Genomic DNA, 16,177 nt, shown 5'->3' with positions numbered 1-16,177 from the left:
ACCGGTATGCCATCGGCCGACGACTCGCCCGCCCGCCTCGACCGGGTGACGGTCGCCGTCCTCCTCGTCGCCGCTCTCGCTCTCCTCGTTCGCGTCGTCGCGCTCGGCGAACGCACCGTCCACTGGGACGAGGGCCGCGTCGGCTACTGGACGCTCCGCTTTCTCGCCACCGGTGTCTTCGAGTACCGCCCCGTCGCCGGCGGCCCGTTCCTCTACGTCGTCGACAGGGCCGTCTTCGCGGCCCTCGGCACGAGCGACGCCACCGCCCGCCTCGTCGTCGCCGCGGTCGGCGGCCTCGCGCCGCTCGTCGCCCTCGTCTTTCGGGGGCGACTCCGCGGCGTCGAGACGGTTCTGCTCGCCGCCGTCCTCGGAGCCAGTCCGCTGTTCGTCTACTACTCGCGGTTCCTCCGCGCCGACGTTCCCCTCGCCGTCTTCGCGCTGCTGGCCGTCGCCTGCTGTTACCGCGCCGTCGACACCGGGAGCAAGCGCGGCCTCTACGCCGCCGGCCTCGCCGTCGGACTGGCGGCGACGACGTCCGCCTTCTTCGTCGGCTACGTCGCCTGCTGGGGCGTCGCCGCCGCGCTGACGTTCGACCACTACCGCCTGCTCGGCGAGGGAGCGGTGGCCCGCGAGCGACTCGCGACCGCCGAGCGCGCCCTCCGCGCCCGCGGACGCGACGTCGCGTCCGCGGTCGGCCTCGCGCTGGCCGTCGTCCTCTTTTTCTACGCGCCGCGGGCCGGCGGCGGCGAGGGTCCGGGCCTCTGGAAACCGACGACGTTCCCCCAGGTCGTCGACGCGGCGTTCGCGGGGACCGTCGCCAAGTTCGTCGGCGTGCGCGTCGTCGGCCGGCGACACGACGGCACCCACCCGTTTCTGCCCTTCGTGCGGGACTACGCCGAGGTGCTGGCGGCCGTCTCGCTCGTGGTCGTCGGCCTCGCGGCCGTCGCCTTCCTCCGCGACCGATACGGCACCCGCGAGCCGCGGCCGATCGTCGCCTTCCACGCCTACTGGGCCGGCGCGTCGCTGTTCGTCTTTCCGGTGGTGACCGAAGTGAGCGCGCCGTGGGTCGCGCTTCACACGCTCGTCGCGCTCGCGGTGCCCGCGGCCGTCGGTGCCGGCGCGCTGGTCCGCCTCGGGCGGCGAGCCGCCGCGCGCGACGACGCGGCCAGCGTCGCCGCCGTCGTCGTCCTCGCGCTCGCTCTCACCGGCCACGTCGGCGCGGTGACGGCGTCGAACGTCTACGCGTCGCCGTCGCCGGAGAACCCGATGGTCCACTACGCCCAGCCCGCGGACGACCTGAACCCGCTGATCGAGGACGTCTCCGTCGCCATCGAGGGCAACGACGGCACTGACGTGGTGTTCTACGGCGAGCGATTCGTCGACGGCTATCGGGCGGACGCCGACCGGCCGCCCGTGAACGACGAGTGGGGCAACCGGTTGCCGCTCCCGTGGTACTTCGAACGCGTCGGAGCGGAGACGGACGGCGTATACGACGCGGCCGCGCTCGACGAACGCGCGTCGACGCCGCCGGTGGTCGTCGCGGATCCGAACGCTCGCTCGACGCTGGACTCGCGGTTAGAGGGTACGACGCGCGGACCTACCGCCTCGCGCTCTGGAACCGGGAAGTCGTCGTCTACGTGAGATCGTCGGCGTAACTCGGTGACGCCGTGGGCGAACTCCTCGAACGAGCCGCGTCCGGGGCTACCGGAAGCCCATCGCTTCGATCTGTTCCTGGTATCGGTTGCGGATGGTGACTTCGGTCACCTGGGCGACGTCGGCGACTTCGCGCTGGGTCTTTTCTCGTTGCAGAGCAGCGAGGCGGCGTAGATCGCGGCGGCGGCGAACCCGGTCGGCGATTTCCCCGAGAGCAGGCCCTGTTCGGCGGAGACGTCGATGATCTCGGTCGCTTTCGCCTGCACTTCCTCGCTCAGTTCGAGCGCGGACGCGAATCGGGGGACGAACTGCTTCGGGTCGACCGGCTTGAGTTCGAGGCCGAGTTCCTGGGAGATGTAGCGGTACGTCCGGCCGATCTCCTTCTGCGGGACGCGGGACACCTCCGCGACTTCGTCGAGCGAGCGGGGATGCCCTCCTGCCGACAGGCGGCGTACAGCGCGGAGGTGGCGACGCCCTCGATGGAGCGGCCCCGAATCAGGTCCTCGTTGAGCGCGCGTCGGTAGATGACCGACGCGACTTCGCGCACGGAGCGGGGGACGCCGAGCGCGGAGGCCATGCGGTCGATCTCCGAGAGCGCGAACTGGAGGTTGCGCTCGCCGGCGTCTTTGGTGCGGATGCGCTCCTGCCACTTGCGCAAGCGGTGCATCTGACTCCGCTTCTCGGAGGAGAGCGACCGGCCGTAGGCGTCCTTGTCCTTCCAGTCGATGGTCGTCGTCAACCCCCGATCGTGCATCGTCTCGGTGATCGGCGCGCCGACGCGGGACTTGCTCTGTCGCTCCGAGTGGTTGAACGCCCGCCACTCCGGCCCGCGGTCGATCTGCTGTTCGTCCAGTACCAGTCCGCAGTCGTCACAGACGAGTTCCCCCTGGTCCGCGTCCGTAACGACGTTCTCCGACCCGCACTCCGGGCAGTTCAAGGATTCGTCCGCTTCCTGTTCCGTCTCCTGGGTTTGTTGACGCTGGCGGCTCGGACGTTCCATTATAAGTGTTGTGGAGAACGGGACATTTAAATGTTTGTGATGGGGAAGATCTCTCTCCCACCGCGTTCAGCCCGTAGCCGCGCCCCACGGGGCTTCTGTCGCCTGAATCCACCGTTCGACTCCGGGTTACCGCGCGTAAGCACCTCTCGCCCCGCCGATACGCTATTATACAATCGCCGTCGCCGGTGTGGTCGGGTCCGGACGTGGGAAACCAAATCCTCGCTCCCGGGTATCGGGGAATGGGGGCGTTGGAGCGTGTGACCCCCAGAGTGTGTATGGGTCGCATTCCATATCAGTGTCACGCGCCGATAGATTACTATTGTGCATTTACAAACTCTTTAGTATAACCGGAGAATATTTCCTCTCATGAACACGACGCGCTCGACGGAGGAGACGTGTGACGCCGCGATGGCCGAGAGTGCGGGGGACGTCCGACGGGTGGAGGCGTGAGCATGGCGACGAAAGCCGAACTCGAAGGACAGCTCACGGTCGTCGCGGGATTCGAGAATCCGCAGGTCGCCCTCGAACAGTATCCGACGCCGCCGGAGCTCGCGGCCCACGTCGTCCACGTCGCGGATCTGAACGGGGACATCGAGGACAGGACCGTCGTCGATCTGGGGACCGGCACCGGGATGCTGGCCCTCGGTGCGGCCCTCCGCGGGCCGAAACGCGTCGTCGGCGTCGAACTCGACCGCGACGCCCTCGAAACCGCGCGCGAGAACCGCCCGCGCGTCGGGACGCGCACAGACATCCACTGGGTGCAGGCGGACGCGACCCACGCTCCCCTCTGTCCCGACGGCCCGACGACGGTCGTGATGAACCCCCGTTCGGCGCACAACAGGGCCACGAACACGCCGACCGGGCGTTTCTCGAAACCGCCGCCGACGTCGCCGACGTCTCCTACTCCGTCCACAACGCGGGCAGTCGGGAGTTCGTCGAGGCCTTCGCCGCCGACAACGGTGGCGAGGTGACCCACGCCTTCCGCGCCACGTTCGAACTCGACCGGCAGTTCGACTTCCACGAGGCCGACCGGAAGGAACTGGAGACCGAAGTCTACCGCATCGTCTGGACCGACTAACCCGCCCGGTTCGCCGGATAGGTCTCCTCGTTGGCGACGCGGACGCGCGTCTCGCCGTGCGTGGCGAACAGTTTCGTCCCGTTCCGGACCAGCGTCACGTTCAGGAGCGTCACCGAGCTGTCGTTCGCGGGCACGGGTGCCGACGCCGACTCGTTCGCCCGCGTGACGTTCACCAGGAACCGGTCGGGGCGGGCGACCACCGAGACGTTGCGGCCGGCGACGACCGGTTCGGCGCGCTTCGGCGGCGACGTGTACGCCGTCGCGTTGCGGCCGTCGTGTGACAGCGAGACGCGATAGACCGTGTCGTTGCCGACGACGTCCCACCCGTCGCGGTGGACGCCGACCGTCTCCCGCCATCCGACGCCGCCGAGTCGCACCCGCGCGTCGCCGGCGAAGTCGAGTCGCCCCTTCGTGACGGCCGTCGTCCAGATGCTGCGCCGGCGACTCTCGACGACGACGCCCGACGTGGTGACGTTCGTCGTCTCGCCGAGCGCCGAGACGTCGACGGCCGACACCATCCTGTTGGTGAGGTTTTCGGCGTATGTCACCTCGTAATCCCGGACCGTCGTCGTCGCCGCGACGGCGTCGTCCGCCGGGCGCGAGAGGTTGACGGGGACGGCCGGCCCGCTGATCGCCGCCGTCACGAGGACGACGGCGACGGCGGCGGCCTGCCACCGGGGCATCGCGCGGAGGGCGTCCGCCGGCGCGTCGAACAGGGGCCGGTCCGAGGCGGTGACGGCGAGGGTGACGAGCGTCGCGAGGAGGGCGACGGCGACGACGCCGACGGCGCGATAGAGGACGTACGTCTCGCTGCCGCGGTACCAGTAGACGGCCCACAGCGACTGCGCGACCGCAAAGAGGACGACGCCGCTCCACAGACGGAGCGGCGACGGGGGTCGTCGCCGCGGCGACGGGCGACCCACAGGCCGAGGAGGACGCCCACGAAGAGACCGAGCGCGTGGCCCTGGATGGCGACGTCGGCCCACCACGGCGAGGAGTAGACGGGTTCGGCCTTTCCGATCACCGTCGGCGAGCGCAGCGTGCGATAGACGGTCCGGACGACGCCTCCGGCCGAGAGGGTGACCACGGTTCCGAGCGGGTAGTAGACGAGGGCGAAGCCGGCGAACGCGAACACGACGCCCGAGAATCCGATTATCGGCCCGATGGAGAAGGCGGCCGTCACGAGGCCGACGGCGACGGCGACGCTCGGGACGACGACGAACGCCCGGACGTACGGGTTCGTCCGCCACGAACTGAACGTCGACGCCCCCCGTGAGCGCGGGAAGTGACCCCACGCGTACTCCGCGAGCGCGCCGAACGCGAGCGTGCCGACGAGGTTGCCGACGAGGTGTCCCGCGCCGACGTGAGCGAACGCCGCGCTCAGGACGCCGAGCGGGTAGAAGTACGACCAGGCGCGGAACGGAACGACGACGGGCGTATGCCAGTTCGACCAGCCGCCCTGCAGGAACAGATAGACAGAGGTGACGACCGCGAGGGTCGTGAGCGTTCCCCACGGGACGCCGAGGAGCAACCGCGTGCGCAGGTGGCCGACGCGGGAGCGTGACGATCGATCTACCGCGGCGACGACGACGAGGGCGAGAACGAAAGCGACGACGACGGCCAGTCGCTGGACGAGCGCCCAGTTCGGACCCGACACCATGCTTTCGACTCCCACCTCGCAGGTAATGAATCCCGCGCCGCCGGGCTATCGCGTAACTCGCTTAGAGTTTCTCCTCGGCGTCCTCGGCGAGTTCGGCCATCCGCTTGCCGATGCGGCCGGCGTCGGAGAACTCGTCTTCGCTCATCGCGGAGGCGAGAGCGTTCCCGAGGACGAAGACGGCGTGTTTGTGTTCGCTCTTGGATTTGTGAACGTGCGACGGATCGACGCTCAACTGTTCGTACGGTTCGAAGAGACCGCTGTCGACGTTCTCCCGCGACCGGAAGTACTCCATAATCGCCACCATCTGCTCGTGCAGTTCGAGCAACTCCTCTTTGTGCATGCTCGTGAATAGTTCGGAGGGAAGTTTAAGCGTTATTGCGCATCCCAGCAAATCGCGACGTTAGAACACGTACTCGTCTTCGTGGCCCATCATCCCTTCCTCTTCGAACCCGGGCTCTTCCTCGTCCATCGGTCCGCTGGTCTTGTACGCGCGCAGACCCGTCGAGAGCAGTTCCTCGATCGCCTCCTCGCGGTTGACGAACTCGCCTTGCTCGACGAGCTGGGCGATCTGCATCTCGAGATGTTCCGGCACGGTTATTTCGACTTTGGGCATCTGACGTTCCACGCTTTGAACAGCCGGTATTTAACTCTGACGGGGGATGTTCAGACTTGACGAATCTCGAATCCGGAACCCGAAATCCAGGTTCAACGTTTCGAAAATGCAGTTCCCGCTCCGTGTATCTTCGCCCCGGTGGTTCGTGTCGGTCAGCCACCGCGTTCGGAACGGAGTCGCTCCACGGCGTTCGCCCCGACTGCGGCGGAGGGCTGACGTATAGTTAGGTAAAAGAGTCCGGCGACCGGAAGGAGACGTAATGGAACTTCCCCGAACCGACGAGGCGGGGACGCGCCTCGTCAGCCGGGCCGTTCGGGTCGACGCCCCGTCGCCGCGGACCGTCCTCCGGGCGGCGACGTCGCCGCGTACGCTCTGGGCCGCCCCGGAGGAGGCGACCGTCGTCGCCGGCGGAGCCGCGGCGACGCTCACGGCCGACGGTCCGGACCGCTTCGCCACCGTCCGCGAGGGAGTCGAGTCTCTCCTGTCGGTCGGGAACGTCCACGCCGGGACGGAAGCGGCCCAGCCGCGCCTGTTCGGCGGCTTCGCGTTCCACGACGAGGGGACCGAGCGCCCGCCGTGGACCGCTTTCCCCGGCGCGCGGTTCGTCCTCCCGCGCGTGCAAGTGACGTACGCCGACAGCGGGGCGTGGCTCACGATCAACGCCGCGGGCCCCGACGCCACCGCCGACGCCGTCGAGGCCCGACTCGACCGGGAACGCGACCGCATCGGGTCGCTCGTCGAGGACCCGCCGGCCGATCCGCCCGGCATCGTCGCTCGCGAGCGAACGACCGCCCGTGACGAGTGGCGGACCTCGGTCGGGGAGGCCGTCGAACGCATCCGCGCCGGCGACCTGAAGAAGGTCGTCCTCGCGCAGGCGCTGGCGACGACGCTCGACCGCCCGCTGTCGGTGCCGGACGTCCTCGAACGACTCGGGGCGCGATACCCCGACTGCTATCGCTTCCTCGTCGAACCCGGCGACGCCGCCCCGAGTTTCTTCGGCGCGACGCCGGAACGGCTCGTGACGCGCCGCGGCCGCACCGTCCACACGGGCGCGCTGGCCGGCACGACCGGCCGCGGCGACACGCCCGAGGAGGACGAGTGGCTCGCGGCGGAACTGCTCGACGACGAGAAGAACGTCCACGAGCACGAACTGGTGGCCGAGGCCATCCGCGAGCAACTGGCCCCCTTCGCCGATTCGGTCCGGTCGGGCGAGCGCGGCGTCCGCCGGCTGGCGACCGTCCAGCACCTCTGGACGCCGATCGACGCGACGCTCTCGGAGGACGCCCACGTCCTCGACCTGGTCGAGGCGCTCCATCCCACGCCCGCGGTGGGCGGTCTCCCCCGGCCGAGGCGCTGTCGACCATCCGCGAGACGGAGCCGTTCGACCGCGGCTGGTACGCCGCGCCGGTCGGCTGGGTCGACGCCGCCGGCGACGGGTCGTTCTCGGTCGCCATCCGCTCGGCCGTCGGCGATGGCCGGCGCGCGACGCTGTTCGCGGGCGTCGGCGTCGTCGCCGACAGCGACCCCGACCGCGAGTGGGACGAGGTACAGCTGAAGTACCGGCCGATCCTCGACGAACTGGAGCGCCGATGAGCGCCCCCAACCGCAACGCGCTCTGGGCCCGGACCGTCGTGGACGAACTCGCGGCCGCCGGCGTCGACGCCGTCTGTATCACGCCCGGCAGTCGCTCGACGCCGCTGACGGTCGCTTTCGCCCGCCACGACGACGTCCGCGTCTTCTCGCACCTCGACGAGCGCTCCTCGGCGTACTTCGCGCTCGGCCGCGCCCGGCGGACGGGCGAGGTGACGCCCCTGGTCTGTACGTCCGGGACGGCCGCGGCGAACTTCCACCCCGCCGTGCTGGAGGCCGACCGCGGCCGGGTCCCGCTCCTGTTGCTGACGGCCGATCGACCGCCCGAACTCCGGGACTCCGGCGCGAATCAGACCGTCGACCAGGAGAAGCTCTTCGGCGACGCCGTCCGGTGGTACCGCGACGTCGCCGAACCCGAACCCACGGCCCGGAAGCTCCGGTCGCTCCGAACGACGGCCGCCCGCGCGGTGACCGAGGCGACGGGCGCGCCCGCCGGCCCCGTCCACCTCAACTTCCCCTTCCGCAAACCGCTCGAACCGGCCGCGGTGGACGGCGACGTTCCCCCGACATCGAGTCGCGCGCCGTCCGCGGTCGCGACGGGGCGTTCGTCGAGACGACGACCGGTGCGCCGGAACTCGACCGGGAAGCCCTGGCCGCCGTCGCCGACGCCCTCGAAGTCGAACGCGGACTCGTCGTCGCCGGACCGGCCGATCCGCCCGGCCCCGACCCCGAGGCGATCACGGCCCTCGCACACACCACCGGCTTCCCCGTCCTTGCCGACCCGCTCTCGGGGCTTCGCTTCGGCGGCCACACCCGCGTGACGACCACCGTCGGCGGCTACGACGGCTACCTCGACCCCCGACTCGACGACGCGCTCGACGCCGAAGTCGTCTTCCGGTTCGGCGCGTCGCCGACGTCCAAGCCACTGCGGAAGTATCTCGCCCGGACCGACGCCCGCCAACTCCTCGTCGACCCGGCGGGCGGGTGGCGCGAAGCGGAGTTCACCGCCTCGGACCTCGTCGTCGCCGATCCGTCGCGTCTCGCCGGCCGCCTCTCGCGCGCCGTCTCCGGCCCCGACAGCGCCGGTTGGCGCGAGCGCTGGGAACGCGCCGAGCGGATCCACTGGGAGGCCGTCGACGAGGAGTCGGACTTTTCGAGGGCCGCCTCCTCGCCGACGTGGCCGATCTGACGCCCGAACCGGGGACGGTGTTCGTCTCGAACAGCATGCCCGTCCGCGACGCCGACCGCTTCGCCCGGCCGGTGGCGGCCAGTTACACCGTCCTCGGCAATCGCGGCACGTCCGGCATCGACGGCATCGTCTCGACTGCGCTCGGTGCCGGCAGCGCCACCGCCGACCACCTCACCCTCGTCGTCGGCGACATCGCGTACTACCACGACATGAACGGCTTGCTCGCCCTCGCGCGGTGCGACGTGGACGCGACGGTCGTGCTGGTGAACAACGACGGCGGCGGCATCTTCCACATGCTCCCCATCGAGGAGTTCGACCCGCCGTTCACCGAGCAGTTCAAGACGCCCCACGGCCTCGACTTCGAACCGACGGGGGAACTGTACGACCTCGAGTTCGCGCGCGTCGAGGGCGACGACTTCCGCGACGCCTACGCCGACGCCGTCGCCCGCGAGGGGACGCAGGTGCTCGAAGTCCGCACCGACGCCGAGGCGAGCCACCAGGTTCGGGAACGACTCAAAGAGCGAGTGGTCGATTCGCTCCTCGATTAGTTCGCCCGGATTTATTACCACTCACCGAACACGGGCAGTCGATGCCCTCCAGCAATCAGACCGTTCTCGTGGCGGCGATGGTCGTCGGCCTGGCTATCGTCGCGTACTCCGTCGTCGTCCAGCAAGTCCTGTTCGGCGTCTTCCTCGCCGCCCTCGTCTATCTGTTCGGCTGGGTCGTCTCTCACTTCCCGGGCACAGTGAGCGAGACGTTCGGTCGGCAACGGGCCGTCGTCACCGGCGTCCTCGTCGTCCTCGTCCTCGGCTACTCGTTGCTCGTCACGGCGAATCTCGTTCTCGGCGTCGTCGTCGCCCTCACCATCACGTTCGTCTCGTGGGTGACGGTCCCGGGCGGTCCCGTCGCCCGGTGGTTGGCCGAGCGCTGAGGCCGACCACCGAGTCGCGGGTCGGCGGGGTTTTTACCGTTCCGGCCGGAGTTGCGGGTATGGTTTCGGAGCTCATGGACCCCGAGCGCTGGGAGGAAGCGGACGGGTTCGACTTCTCGGACGTGACGTACCACCGCGGGGTGGACGTGCCGGCGGTCCGCGTCGCGATCGACCGCCCGGCGGTGCGCAACGCCTTCCGGCCGGAGACGGTCGACGAGTTGTACACCGCCCTCGACCATGCCCGTCGGCAGTCGGATATCGGCTGCGTCCTCCTGACCGGTAACGGCCCGTCGCCGAAAGACGGCGAGTGGGCGTTCTGTTCCGGCGGCGACCAGTCCATCCGCGGCGAGTCGGGCTACGAATACCACGCCGACGAAGACGGCGGGGAGAGCGCCGGACCGGGCGTCGGCCGCCTGCACATCCTCGAAGTCCAGCGACTCATCCGCTTCATGCCCAAGCCCGTCGTCGCCGTCGTCCCGGGGTGGGCCGTCGGCGGCGGCCACTCCCTGCACGTCATCTGTGACCTCACGCTCGCGAGCGCGGACCACGCGAAGTTCCTCCAGACCGACCCCGACGTGGCGTCCTTCGACGCCGGGTTCGGATCGGCCTACCTCGCCAAACAGGTCGGCCAGAAGAAGGCGCGCGAGATTTTCTTCCTCGGCAAGACCTACGACGCCGAGGAGGCCGCGGACATGGGAATGGTGAACGAAGCCGTCCCCCACGAGGAACTGGAGGAGGTGGCCCTGGAGTGGGCCGACGAGATGACGAGCAAGAGCCCGACGGCGATGCGGATGCTCAAATACGGTTTCAACCTCGCCGACGACGGACTCGTCGGCCAGCAGGTGTTCGCGGGCGAGGCGACGAGACTGGGCTACATGACCGACGAGGCGAAGGAGGGCCGCGACGCCTTCCTCGAGGACCGCGAGCCGGATTTCTCCGAGTTCCCGTGGCACTACTGATGGGTGGGCGCTGATGGCGAACGCGAACGTCTCGGCGACGAAAGCGTGGCTGATGGCCGCCCGCCCCCAGACGCTGCCGGCGGCGGCCGCGCCCGTCGTCGTCGGGACCGGTCTCGCCGTCCACGAGGGGTTTTTCGCGCCGCTGCCGGCGTTCGCGGCCCTCGTCGGCGCGGCGCTCATCCAGATCGGGACCAACTTCGCCAACGACTACTACGACGCCGTCAAGGGTGCCGACACCGAGGACCGCGAGGGGTTCACCCGCGTCACGCAGTCGGGTCTCATCCCGCCGGCGTCGGTCAAGCGGGCGATGTATCTGACCTTCCTCGCTGCCGTCCTCGTCGGCGTCTATCTCGTCTACGTCGGCGGCGTCCCCATCCTCGTCGTCGGCCTCCTCTCGGTCGCCTCCGGCGTCGCCTACACCGGCGGTCCCTACCCCTCGGCTACCACGGCCTCGGCGACCTGTTCGTCTTCGTCTTCTTCGGCCTCGTCGCCGTCACGGGCACCTACTACGTGCAGGCGGTGACCTATCTCGCCGACCCGCTTTCCGTCTCTGTCCGACCCGAGGCGCTCCCGCTCGTCGCCGTCGTCGCCAGCCTCCCCGTCGCCGCGCTCTCGACGGACATCCTCGTCGTCAACAACATCCGCGACAGGGAGACCGACGCCGCGACGGGCAAGCGGACGCTCGCCGTCCGCCTGGGCTACTTCTGGAGTCGCGTCGAGTATCTCGCCTTGCTCGCGCTGGCGTATCTCGTTCCGCCGGCGCTCTGGGTCGGCTTCGGCTTCTCGCCGCTAGTCTGTCTCCCCTCCTGACGCTGCCGCTCGCCGTCCGCGTCGCTCGAACCGTCCTCACGGAAACCTCCGGCGAGGCGCTCAATCCCGCGCTCGAACGGACGGGGCAACTGCTCGCCGCCTACGCCCTCCTCTTCGCCGCCGGCTTCGCGCTATGATCCGCGTCCGCCCGTTCGACGTCGCGCTCGCCGACCCGCTCTCGACGGCCCACGGATCGATCGAGTCGCGCCGCGGGTTTTTCGTCGGCGTCGAGCGGGACGACGCGAACCGCGGCGTCGGCGAAGCCGCCCTCCCCGGATGGACCGAATCGTACGACGCGTGCGAGCGAGCGCTCGACGGCGTGACCGACCCGGCCGCCGCCCTCGACGCTCTCGCCGACGCCCCGGCGGCGCGACACGGCGTCGAGCACGCGCTCGTCGACGCCCGGGCGCGGGCGGCCGGCGTCTCGCTCGCTCGCTTCCTCGACGCGTCGCCCGCCGCGTCGGTGCCCGTCAACGCCACCGTCGGCGGCGACGACGTCGGCGAAACCGTCGCCGCGGCGTCGCGAGCGGACGCGAACGGCTTCGACTGCCTCAAGCTCAAAGTCGGCGTCGGCGGCCTCGACGCCGACGTCGACCGCGTCCGTGCGGTCCGCGACGCCGTCGGCGACGAGGTGACCCTCCGCCTCGACGCCAACGGGTCGTGGGACCGCGAGACGGCTGGCCGTGCGGTGGACGCGCTCGCCGATTTCGACGTCGCGTACGTGGAGCAACCCTCCCGGCCGACGACCTGGACGGCCACGCTGATCTCCGGGGACGGGGCGTCGAAATCGCCCTCGACGAGTCGCTCGCGGCGCGCTCGCTGGAGACGGTTCTCGCCCGCGACGCCGCCGACGTCGTGATCTTGAAGCCGATGGTTCTCGGCGGCCCCGTCGAGGCGACCGACGCCGCCGACCGGGCCCGATCGGCGGGCGTCGACCCCGTGGTGACGACGACCGTCGACGCCGCGCCGGCGCGGACTGCCGCCGTCCACGTCGCTGCGACGATCCCCGACGTTCGCCCCTGTGGCCTCGGGACGGGCGCGTTGCTGGACGCGGACGTCGCGCCCGACCCCGCTCCCGTCGTCGACGGCGCGGCGACCGTTCCCGAGGGGCCGGGAACCGCCGGTGACGCCTTCGACTCACTGGTGTGGTAGTCACCACCGACCCCGAATCTTTTTGTCTCCGCGCGGGGCCGGACGTGCATGGCAGACACCGACGACCGCTGGCACGTACTCCTCCCCAGTCACCTCCACCCGGCGGGCCCCGAATCGCTCGCCGACATGGCGACTTTCGCCTCGCTCGACGACTACGGCGACCGGGCAGCGCTGCTCGCCGACGCCGACCGGTTCGACGCCGTCGTCTTCCGGATGCTCGACCCGGACCGCGAGTTCGTCGAAGCGGCGACGAACCTGAAAGTCCTCGCGAAACACGGCGTCGGTCTCGACGGCGTCGACGTCGACGCGGCCACCGAACGGGGGTCGTCGTCTGCAACACCCCGGGCGCGAACGCCCACGCCGTCGCCGAACACACGCTGGCGCTTCTCTTTGCCGTCCGCCGGCGACTCCGCGAGGCCGACCGGGACGTCCGGAACGGCGAGTTCGAACGCGACCGGTACGTCGCCGGCGAACTCCGCGGGGACACGCTGGGCGTCCTCGGCTGTGGCGACATCGGGAGCGAAGTCGCCGCCCTCGCCGACGCCGTCGGGATGGACGTCATCACGCACGACCCCTACCTGCGGACGTTCCCCGACGCCGTCTCTCCCGTCGAGTCGCGGGCCGAACTGTTCGCGGCGGCCGACGCCGTCTCCCTCCACGTCCCGCTGACCGAGGAGACGCGGGGGCTGGTCGACGCCGACGAACTCGCCTCGCTCGACGGGGAACTGATAAACGTCGCCCGGGGCGGCGTCGTCGACGAGACGGCGCTCTACGACGCCCTCGCGGCGGGCACGGTGACGGGCGCTGGCGTCGACGTCTACGACGAGGAACCGCCCGGGGAGGACTACCCCGCGTTCGACTTCGAGAACGTGATCTGCACGCCGCACATCGGCGCGATGACGACGGACGCGCTCCGCGCGGCGAGCACCCAAGCCTGCGAGAACGTCCGCACCGTCTACGCGGGCGGCGTTCCCGAGTCGGCGGTCAACTCCGAGGCAGTGCGCTGATCGGGGCAACGTTCAGGACCCCGCCCTTCGTGGGCCACCCATGGACCGCACGAATCACCTTCGTCGGACGCTCGAAGCCGGAGAGTCAGCCTACGGGGCACAGGCCGCCACCTTCTCGCCCGCCGTGGTCGAGGTGTACGGGAGCCTCGGCCTCGACTGGGTCTGGGTCGACCTGGAACACGCCGGCCCCTCGCCGTGGGACGGCCAGTGGCTCTCAGATCTCACTCGCGCGGCCGACGTGGCGGACATCGAACTCCTCGTTCGTCTCCCCGGCGGGGATCCGAAACTGATTCGGAAGGCGCTCGACGCCGGCGTCCGGACGCTCCTGATCCCCCGCGTCGAATCGGCCGCGGAAGTCCGCGAGGCCGTCGCCGCGACGCGCTTTCGCTACGACGGCGGCCCGGGCGACCGCGGCGTCGCCCGGGGCCGGGTGACAGAGTGGGGACGGGACACGGACGGCTACGTCGAGGAAGAAGATGCGAACGTCACCCTCGGCGTGATGATCGAGAACGCGGCCGCCGTCGAGAGTCTCGACGACATCCTCGCCGTCCCGGACCTGGGATTCGTCTTCGTCGGCCCCGCGGATCTCTCGGTGTCGCTCGGCCGCCCGCTGGAGAAAGGCCACCCCGACGTGCGCGGCCACGTCGACCGCATCGAACGGGCAGCACTGGACGCGGGCGTCCCCCTCGCCGGCATCGCCAGCTCCGCCGAGGCCGTCCGCGACGCGGAGGATCGCGGCTATCAGTTGCTCCGCATCGGCGGCGACATCTCGTCGGCCCAGCCGGTCCTCGGCGAACGGCTAGACGCGGTGCGGTAGGTCGCCGCGACCCGCATCTATTTGCCGCCGTCCAGTGAGAACATTTACCATGAGTGATCACGACACGATGTCCGGCGTCGCGGATCTCGACGTCGTCGTCGACTGCGACGCCCACCTGACGGAGCACCAGGAAGACGTTCTGCCGTACCTCCCGTCGCCGTTCGCCGAGATGGTCGGAGGTGGGCTGGCGTCGGACGACTACGGCTACATCGGGAATTTCTACCCCTCGGCGGGCTTTCTCACGCCGGTCAACACGGGGAAAATCGAGTCCACGTCCGTCAAATCGCGCGACGCGGTCCGGGAGGGGATGGCGATGCTGGACACGACGCGGACGGTGTTGACGCCGACGCAGAACCTCTATCTGGGCTGCGTCCAGCATCCCGAACTCGCGGCGGCGCTGGCGACGGCCTACAACGAGTGGTTCCTCGATACGATCGCCGCCCCCGACGACGGCCTCTCGGGGGCGTGTCTGGTCGCGCCACAACGACCGGGCGACGCGGCCGAGGAGATCGACGACCGCGCCGACGAGGACGCCGTCTGTGCCGTCTTTCTGCCGAGCGGCGGCGTCGACCCGCCCCTCGGCAAGGAGCGATACCATCCGATCTACGAGGCGGCCGAAGACAACGGCCTCCCCGTGATGATGCACAACGCCGCCGGGACGATGATGCTCTCCTTTTCCCACCAGTTCCAGGGCTTCGACCGCTACCTGTCGAGTCACGTCCCCGCCCACGCGATGCAGCACATGGTCCACCTCTCCAGCATGCTCACGAAGGGCGTCCCCGAACTGTTCGACGTCGACTTCGTCGTTCAGGAGGCCGGCATCGGCTGGATTCCCTATTTCGTGCGCCGGTTCGACCACGAGTACCGCGCCAAACGCGAGGACGCGCCGCTGCTCGAACGGCTCCCGAGCGAGTACGTCCGCGACCAGTTCTACTTCACGAGCCAACCCGTCGAGGGGACCGAGGACCCGCAGTACATCGCGGACACCATCCGCCACTTCGGCGGCGAGGAGTCGCTCCTTTTCTCCTCGGATTACCCCCACCTCGACTTCGATCACTCCTCGGATCTGTTTCGCATCCTCAAAAGCCAGTTCGGCCCCGAGACGGTCCGGAAAGTGTACGGCGAGACGGCGCTGGGGGTGTTCGACTTTTGAGCGACGATCGCGTCCACGTCGCCTCCGTCGAGGACTTCGAGGACGGCTCGCGCGTCGTCGTCGACGTCGAGGGGCGCGAAATCGCCGTCTTCCGCACCGACGACGGCTTCTACGCCCTGTCGAACTACTGCGTCCACCAGGGCGGACCGGCCTGCGAGGGCGCGATCACGGGGACGCTCGACGTCGAAGACGGCGACCTCGTCTACGACCGCGAGGGCGAGATCGTCTCCTGCCCGTGGCACGGCTGGGAGTTCGACGTCACGACCGGCGAACATCTCGCCGACCCCGCCTATCGCCTCCCGACCTACGAGGTGGTACGCGACGACGGCGAGCTGTACGTCCGCTAGAAGAGGCGCGCTTGGCCCCGCCGTAGTAGGAGACGAACGCCGCGCTGAGATACGCGAAGCCGCCGCCGAGGGCCATCAGTCCGAGCGTAACGACGAACGGGTCGTCGGGCGACAGGACGTCGACGCTGTAGAGGGCGTAGCCAGCCACCGTCGAAGCGACGAACCAGAGGAGTACCGCCGTCGCGAGACGGCCGAGCGCCGTTCGCGTGCCCATACGT

General features: G+C 69.8%; 8 protein-coding genes and 8 pseudogenes. 12 read left to right on the top strand and 4 right to left on the bottom strand.

Annotated features, from left to right (window positions below; all coding sequences use genetic code 11):
• Positions 1 to 6: 6 nt before the first annotated feature.
• Complete coding sequence (locus tag ACFQJD_RS09140) at positions 7 to 1,641, top strand: flippase activity-associated protein Agl23 (RefSeq protein WP_379797711.1); 1,635 nt, start codon at positions 7 to 9, stop codon at positions 1,639 to 1,641.
• Between the two features lie 60 nt (positions 1,642 to 1,701).
• Here the strand turns inward: ACFQJD_RS09140 and ACFQJD_RS09135 are convergent.
• Positions 1,702 to 2,653, bottom strand: a pseudogene (locus ACFQJD_RS09135) (transcription initiation factor IIB).
• A 452-nt stretch (positions 2,654 to 3,105) separates the two neighbouring features.
• On the opposite strand from ACFQJD_RS09135, the pseudogene ACFQJD_RS09130 reads away from it, so the two are divergent.
• Positions 3,106 to 3,731, top strand: a pseudogene (locus ACFQJD_RS09130) (METTL5 family protein).
• On the opposite strand, the pseudogene ACFQJD_RS09125 reads toward ACFQJD_RS09130, so the two are convergent.
• From ACFQJD_RS09125 to ACFQJD_RS09115, 3 genes and pseudogenes are all read right to left on the bottom strand, one after another.
• Positions 3,728 to 5,391: pseudogene (locus ACFQJD_RS09125) on the bottom strand (rhomboid family intramembrane serine protease). The pseudogenes ACFQJD_RS09130 and ACFQJD_RS09125 sit on opposite strands and share 4 nt — an antisense overlap.
• 61 nt (positions 5,392 to 5,452) lie before the next feature.
• Positions 5,453 to 5,731: a UPF0058 family protein gene (locus tag ACFQJD_RS09120; RefSeq protein WP_379797709.1), complete on the bottom strand. Its 279-nt coding sequence runs from the start codon at positions 5,729 to 5,731 to the stop codon at positions 5,453 to 5,455.
• A 60-nt stretch (positions 5,732 to 5,791) separates the two neighbouring features.
• Positions 5,792 to 6,004, bottom strand: coding sequence for a ribbon-helix-helix domain-containing protein (locus ACFQJD_RS09115; RefSeq protein WP_379797707.1), 213 nt, complete (start codon positions 6,002 to 6,004; stop codon positions 5,792 to 5,794).
• A 259-nt stretch (positions 6,005 to 6,263) separates the two neighbouring features.
• On the opposite strand from ACFQJD_RS09115, the pseudogene ACFQJD_RS09110 reads away from it, so the two are divergent.
• From ACFQJD_RS09110 to ACFQJD_RS09065, 10 genes and pseudogenes are all read left to right on the top strand, one after another.
• Positions 6,264 to 7,597: pseudogene (locus ACFQJD_RS09110) on the top strand (isochorismate synthase).
• A pseudogene (gene menD / locus ACFQJD_RS09105) lies at positions 7,594 to 9,331 on the top strand (2-succinyl-5-enolpyruvyl-6-hydroxy-3-cyclohexene-1-carboxylic-acid synthase). Before ACFQJD_RS09110 ends, menD begins: the two co-directional pseudogenes overlap by 4 nt.
• A 41-nt stretch (positions 9,332 to 9,372) precedes the next feature.
• Positions 9,373 to 9,714, top strand: coding sequence for a hypothetical protein (locus ACFQJD_RS09100; protein WP_379797705.1), 342 nt, complete (start codon positions 9,373 to 9,375; stop codon positions 9,712 to 9,714).
• Between the two features lie 59 nt (positions 9,715 to 9,773).
• Positions 9,774 to 10,673, top strand: coding sequence for a 1,4-dihydroxy-2-naphthoyl-CoA synthase (locus ACFQJD_RS09095; RefSeq protein ID WP_379797703.1), 900 nt, complete (start codon positions 9,774 to 9,776; stop codon positions 10,671 to 10,673).
• A 52-nt stretch (positions 10,674 to 10,725) separates the two neighbouring features.
• Positions 10,726 to 11,620 (top strand): annotated as a pseudogene (locus ACFQJD_RS09090) (1,4-dihydroxy-2-naphthoate polyprenyltransferase).
• Positions 11,617 to 12,635 (top strand): annotated as a pseudogene (locus ACFQJD_RS09085) (mandelate racemase/muconate lactonizing enzyme family protein). Before ACFQJD_RS09090 ends, ACFQJD_RS09085 begins: the two co-directional pseudogenes overlap by 4 nt.
• A gap of 48 nt (positions 12,636 to 12,683) precedes the next feature.
• Positions 12,684 to 13,642 (top strand): annotated as a pseudogene (locus ACFQJD_RS09080) (hydroxyacid dehydrogenase).
• Between the two features lie 40 nt (positions 13,643 to 13,682).
• Positions 13,683 to 14,459: an HpcH/HpaI aldolase family protein gene (locus ACFQJD_RS09075; protein WP_379797701.1), complete on the top strand. Its 777-nt coding sequence runs from the start codon at positions 13,683 to 13,685 to the stop codon at positions 14,457 to 14,459.
• 49 nt (positions 14,460 to 14,508) lie between these two features.
• Positions 14,509 to 15,612 (top strand): amidohydrolase family protein, encoded by a 1,104-nt coding sequence (locus ACFQJD_RS09070; RefSeq protein WP_379797699.1) that lies wholly within the window; start codon positions 14,509 to 14,511, stop codon positions 15,610 to 15,612.
• Entirely contained in the window at positions 15,609 to 15,959 is a 351-nt protein-coding gene (locus tag ACFQJD_RS09065) for a Rieske (2Fe-2S) protein (protein WP_379797697.1), read from the top strand. Before ACFQJD_RS09070 ends, ACFQJD_RS09065 begins: the two co-directional genes overlap by 4 nt.
• The last annotated feature ends 218 nt before the right edge of the window (positions 15,960 to 16,177 follow it).

The organism is Haloplanus sp. GCM10025708, assembly GCF_042663985.1.
In the GTDB taxonomy this organism is placed as follows: domain Archaea; phylum Halobacteriota; class Halobacteria; order Halobacteriales; family Haloferacaceae; genus Salinirarus; species Salinirarus marinus.
The sequence above is the reverse complement of the archived record's forward strand: the minus strand, read 5'-3'. Positions and strand labels throughout refer to the sequence as shown.

What these genes read in the sequence shown, in the direction of transcription:
- ACFQJD_RS09140 (WP_379797711.1), top strand. Translation starts at nt 7, where the DNA reads ATGCCATCGGCCGACGACTCGCCCGCCCGCCTCGACCGGGTGACGGTC.
- ACFQJD_RS09120 (WP_379797709.1), bottom strand. Translation starts at nt 5,731, where the DNA reads ATGCACAAAGAGGAGTTGCTCGAACTGCACGAGCAGATGGTGGCGATT.
- ACFQJD_RS09115 (WP_379797707.1), bottom strand. Translation starts at nt 6,004, where the DNA reads ATGCCCAAAGTCGAAATAACCGTGCCGGAACATCTCGAGATGCAGATC.
- ACFQJD_RS09100 (WP_379797705.1), top strand. Translation starts at nt 9,373, where the DNA reads ATGCCCTCCAGCAATCAGACCGTTCTCGTGGCGGCGATGGTCGTCGGC.
- ACFQJD_RS09095 (WP_379797703.1), top strand. Translation starts at nt 9,774, where the DNA reads ATGGTTTCGGAGCTCATGGACCCCGAGCGCTGGGAGGAAGCGGACGGG.
- ACFQJD_RS09075 (WP_379797701.1), top strand. Translation starts at nt 13,683, where the DNA reads ATGGACCGCACGAATCACCTTCGTCGGACGCTCGAAGCCGGAGAGTCA.
- ACFQJD_RS09070 (WP_379797699.1), top strand. Translation starts at nt 14,509, where the DNA reads ATGAGTGATCACGACACGATGTCCGGCGTCGCGGATCTCGACGTCGTC.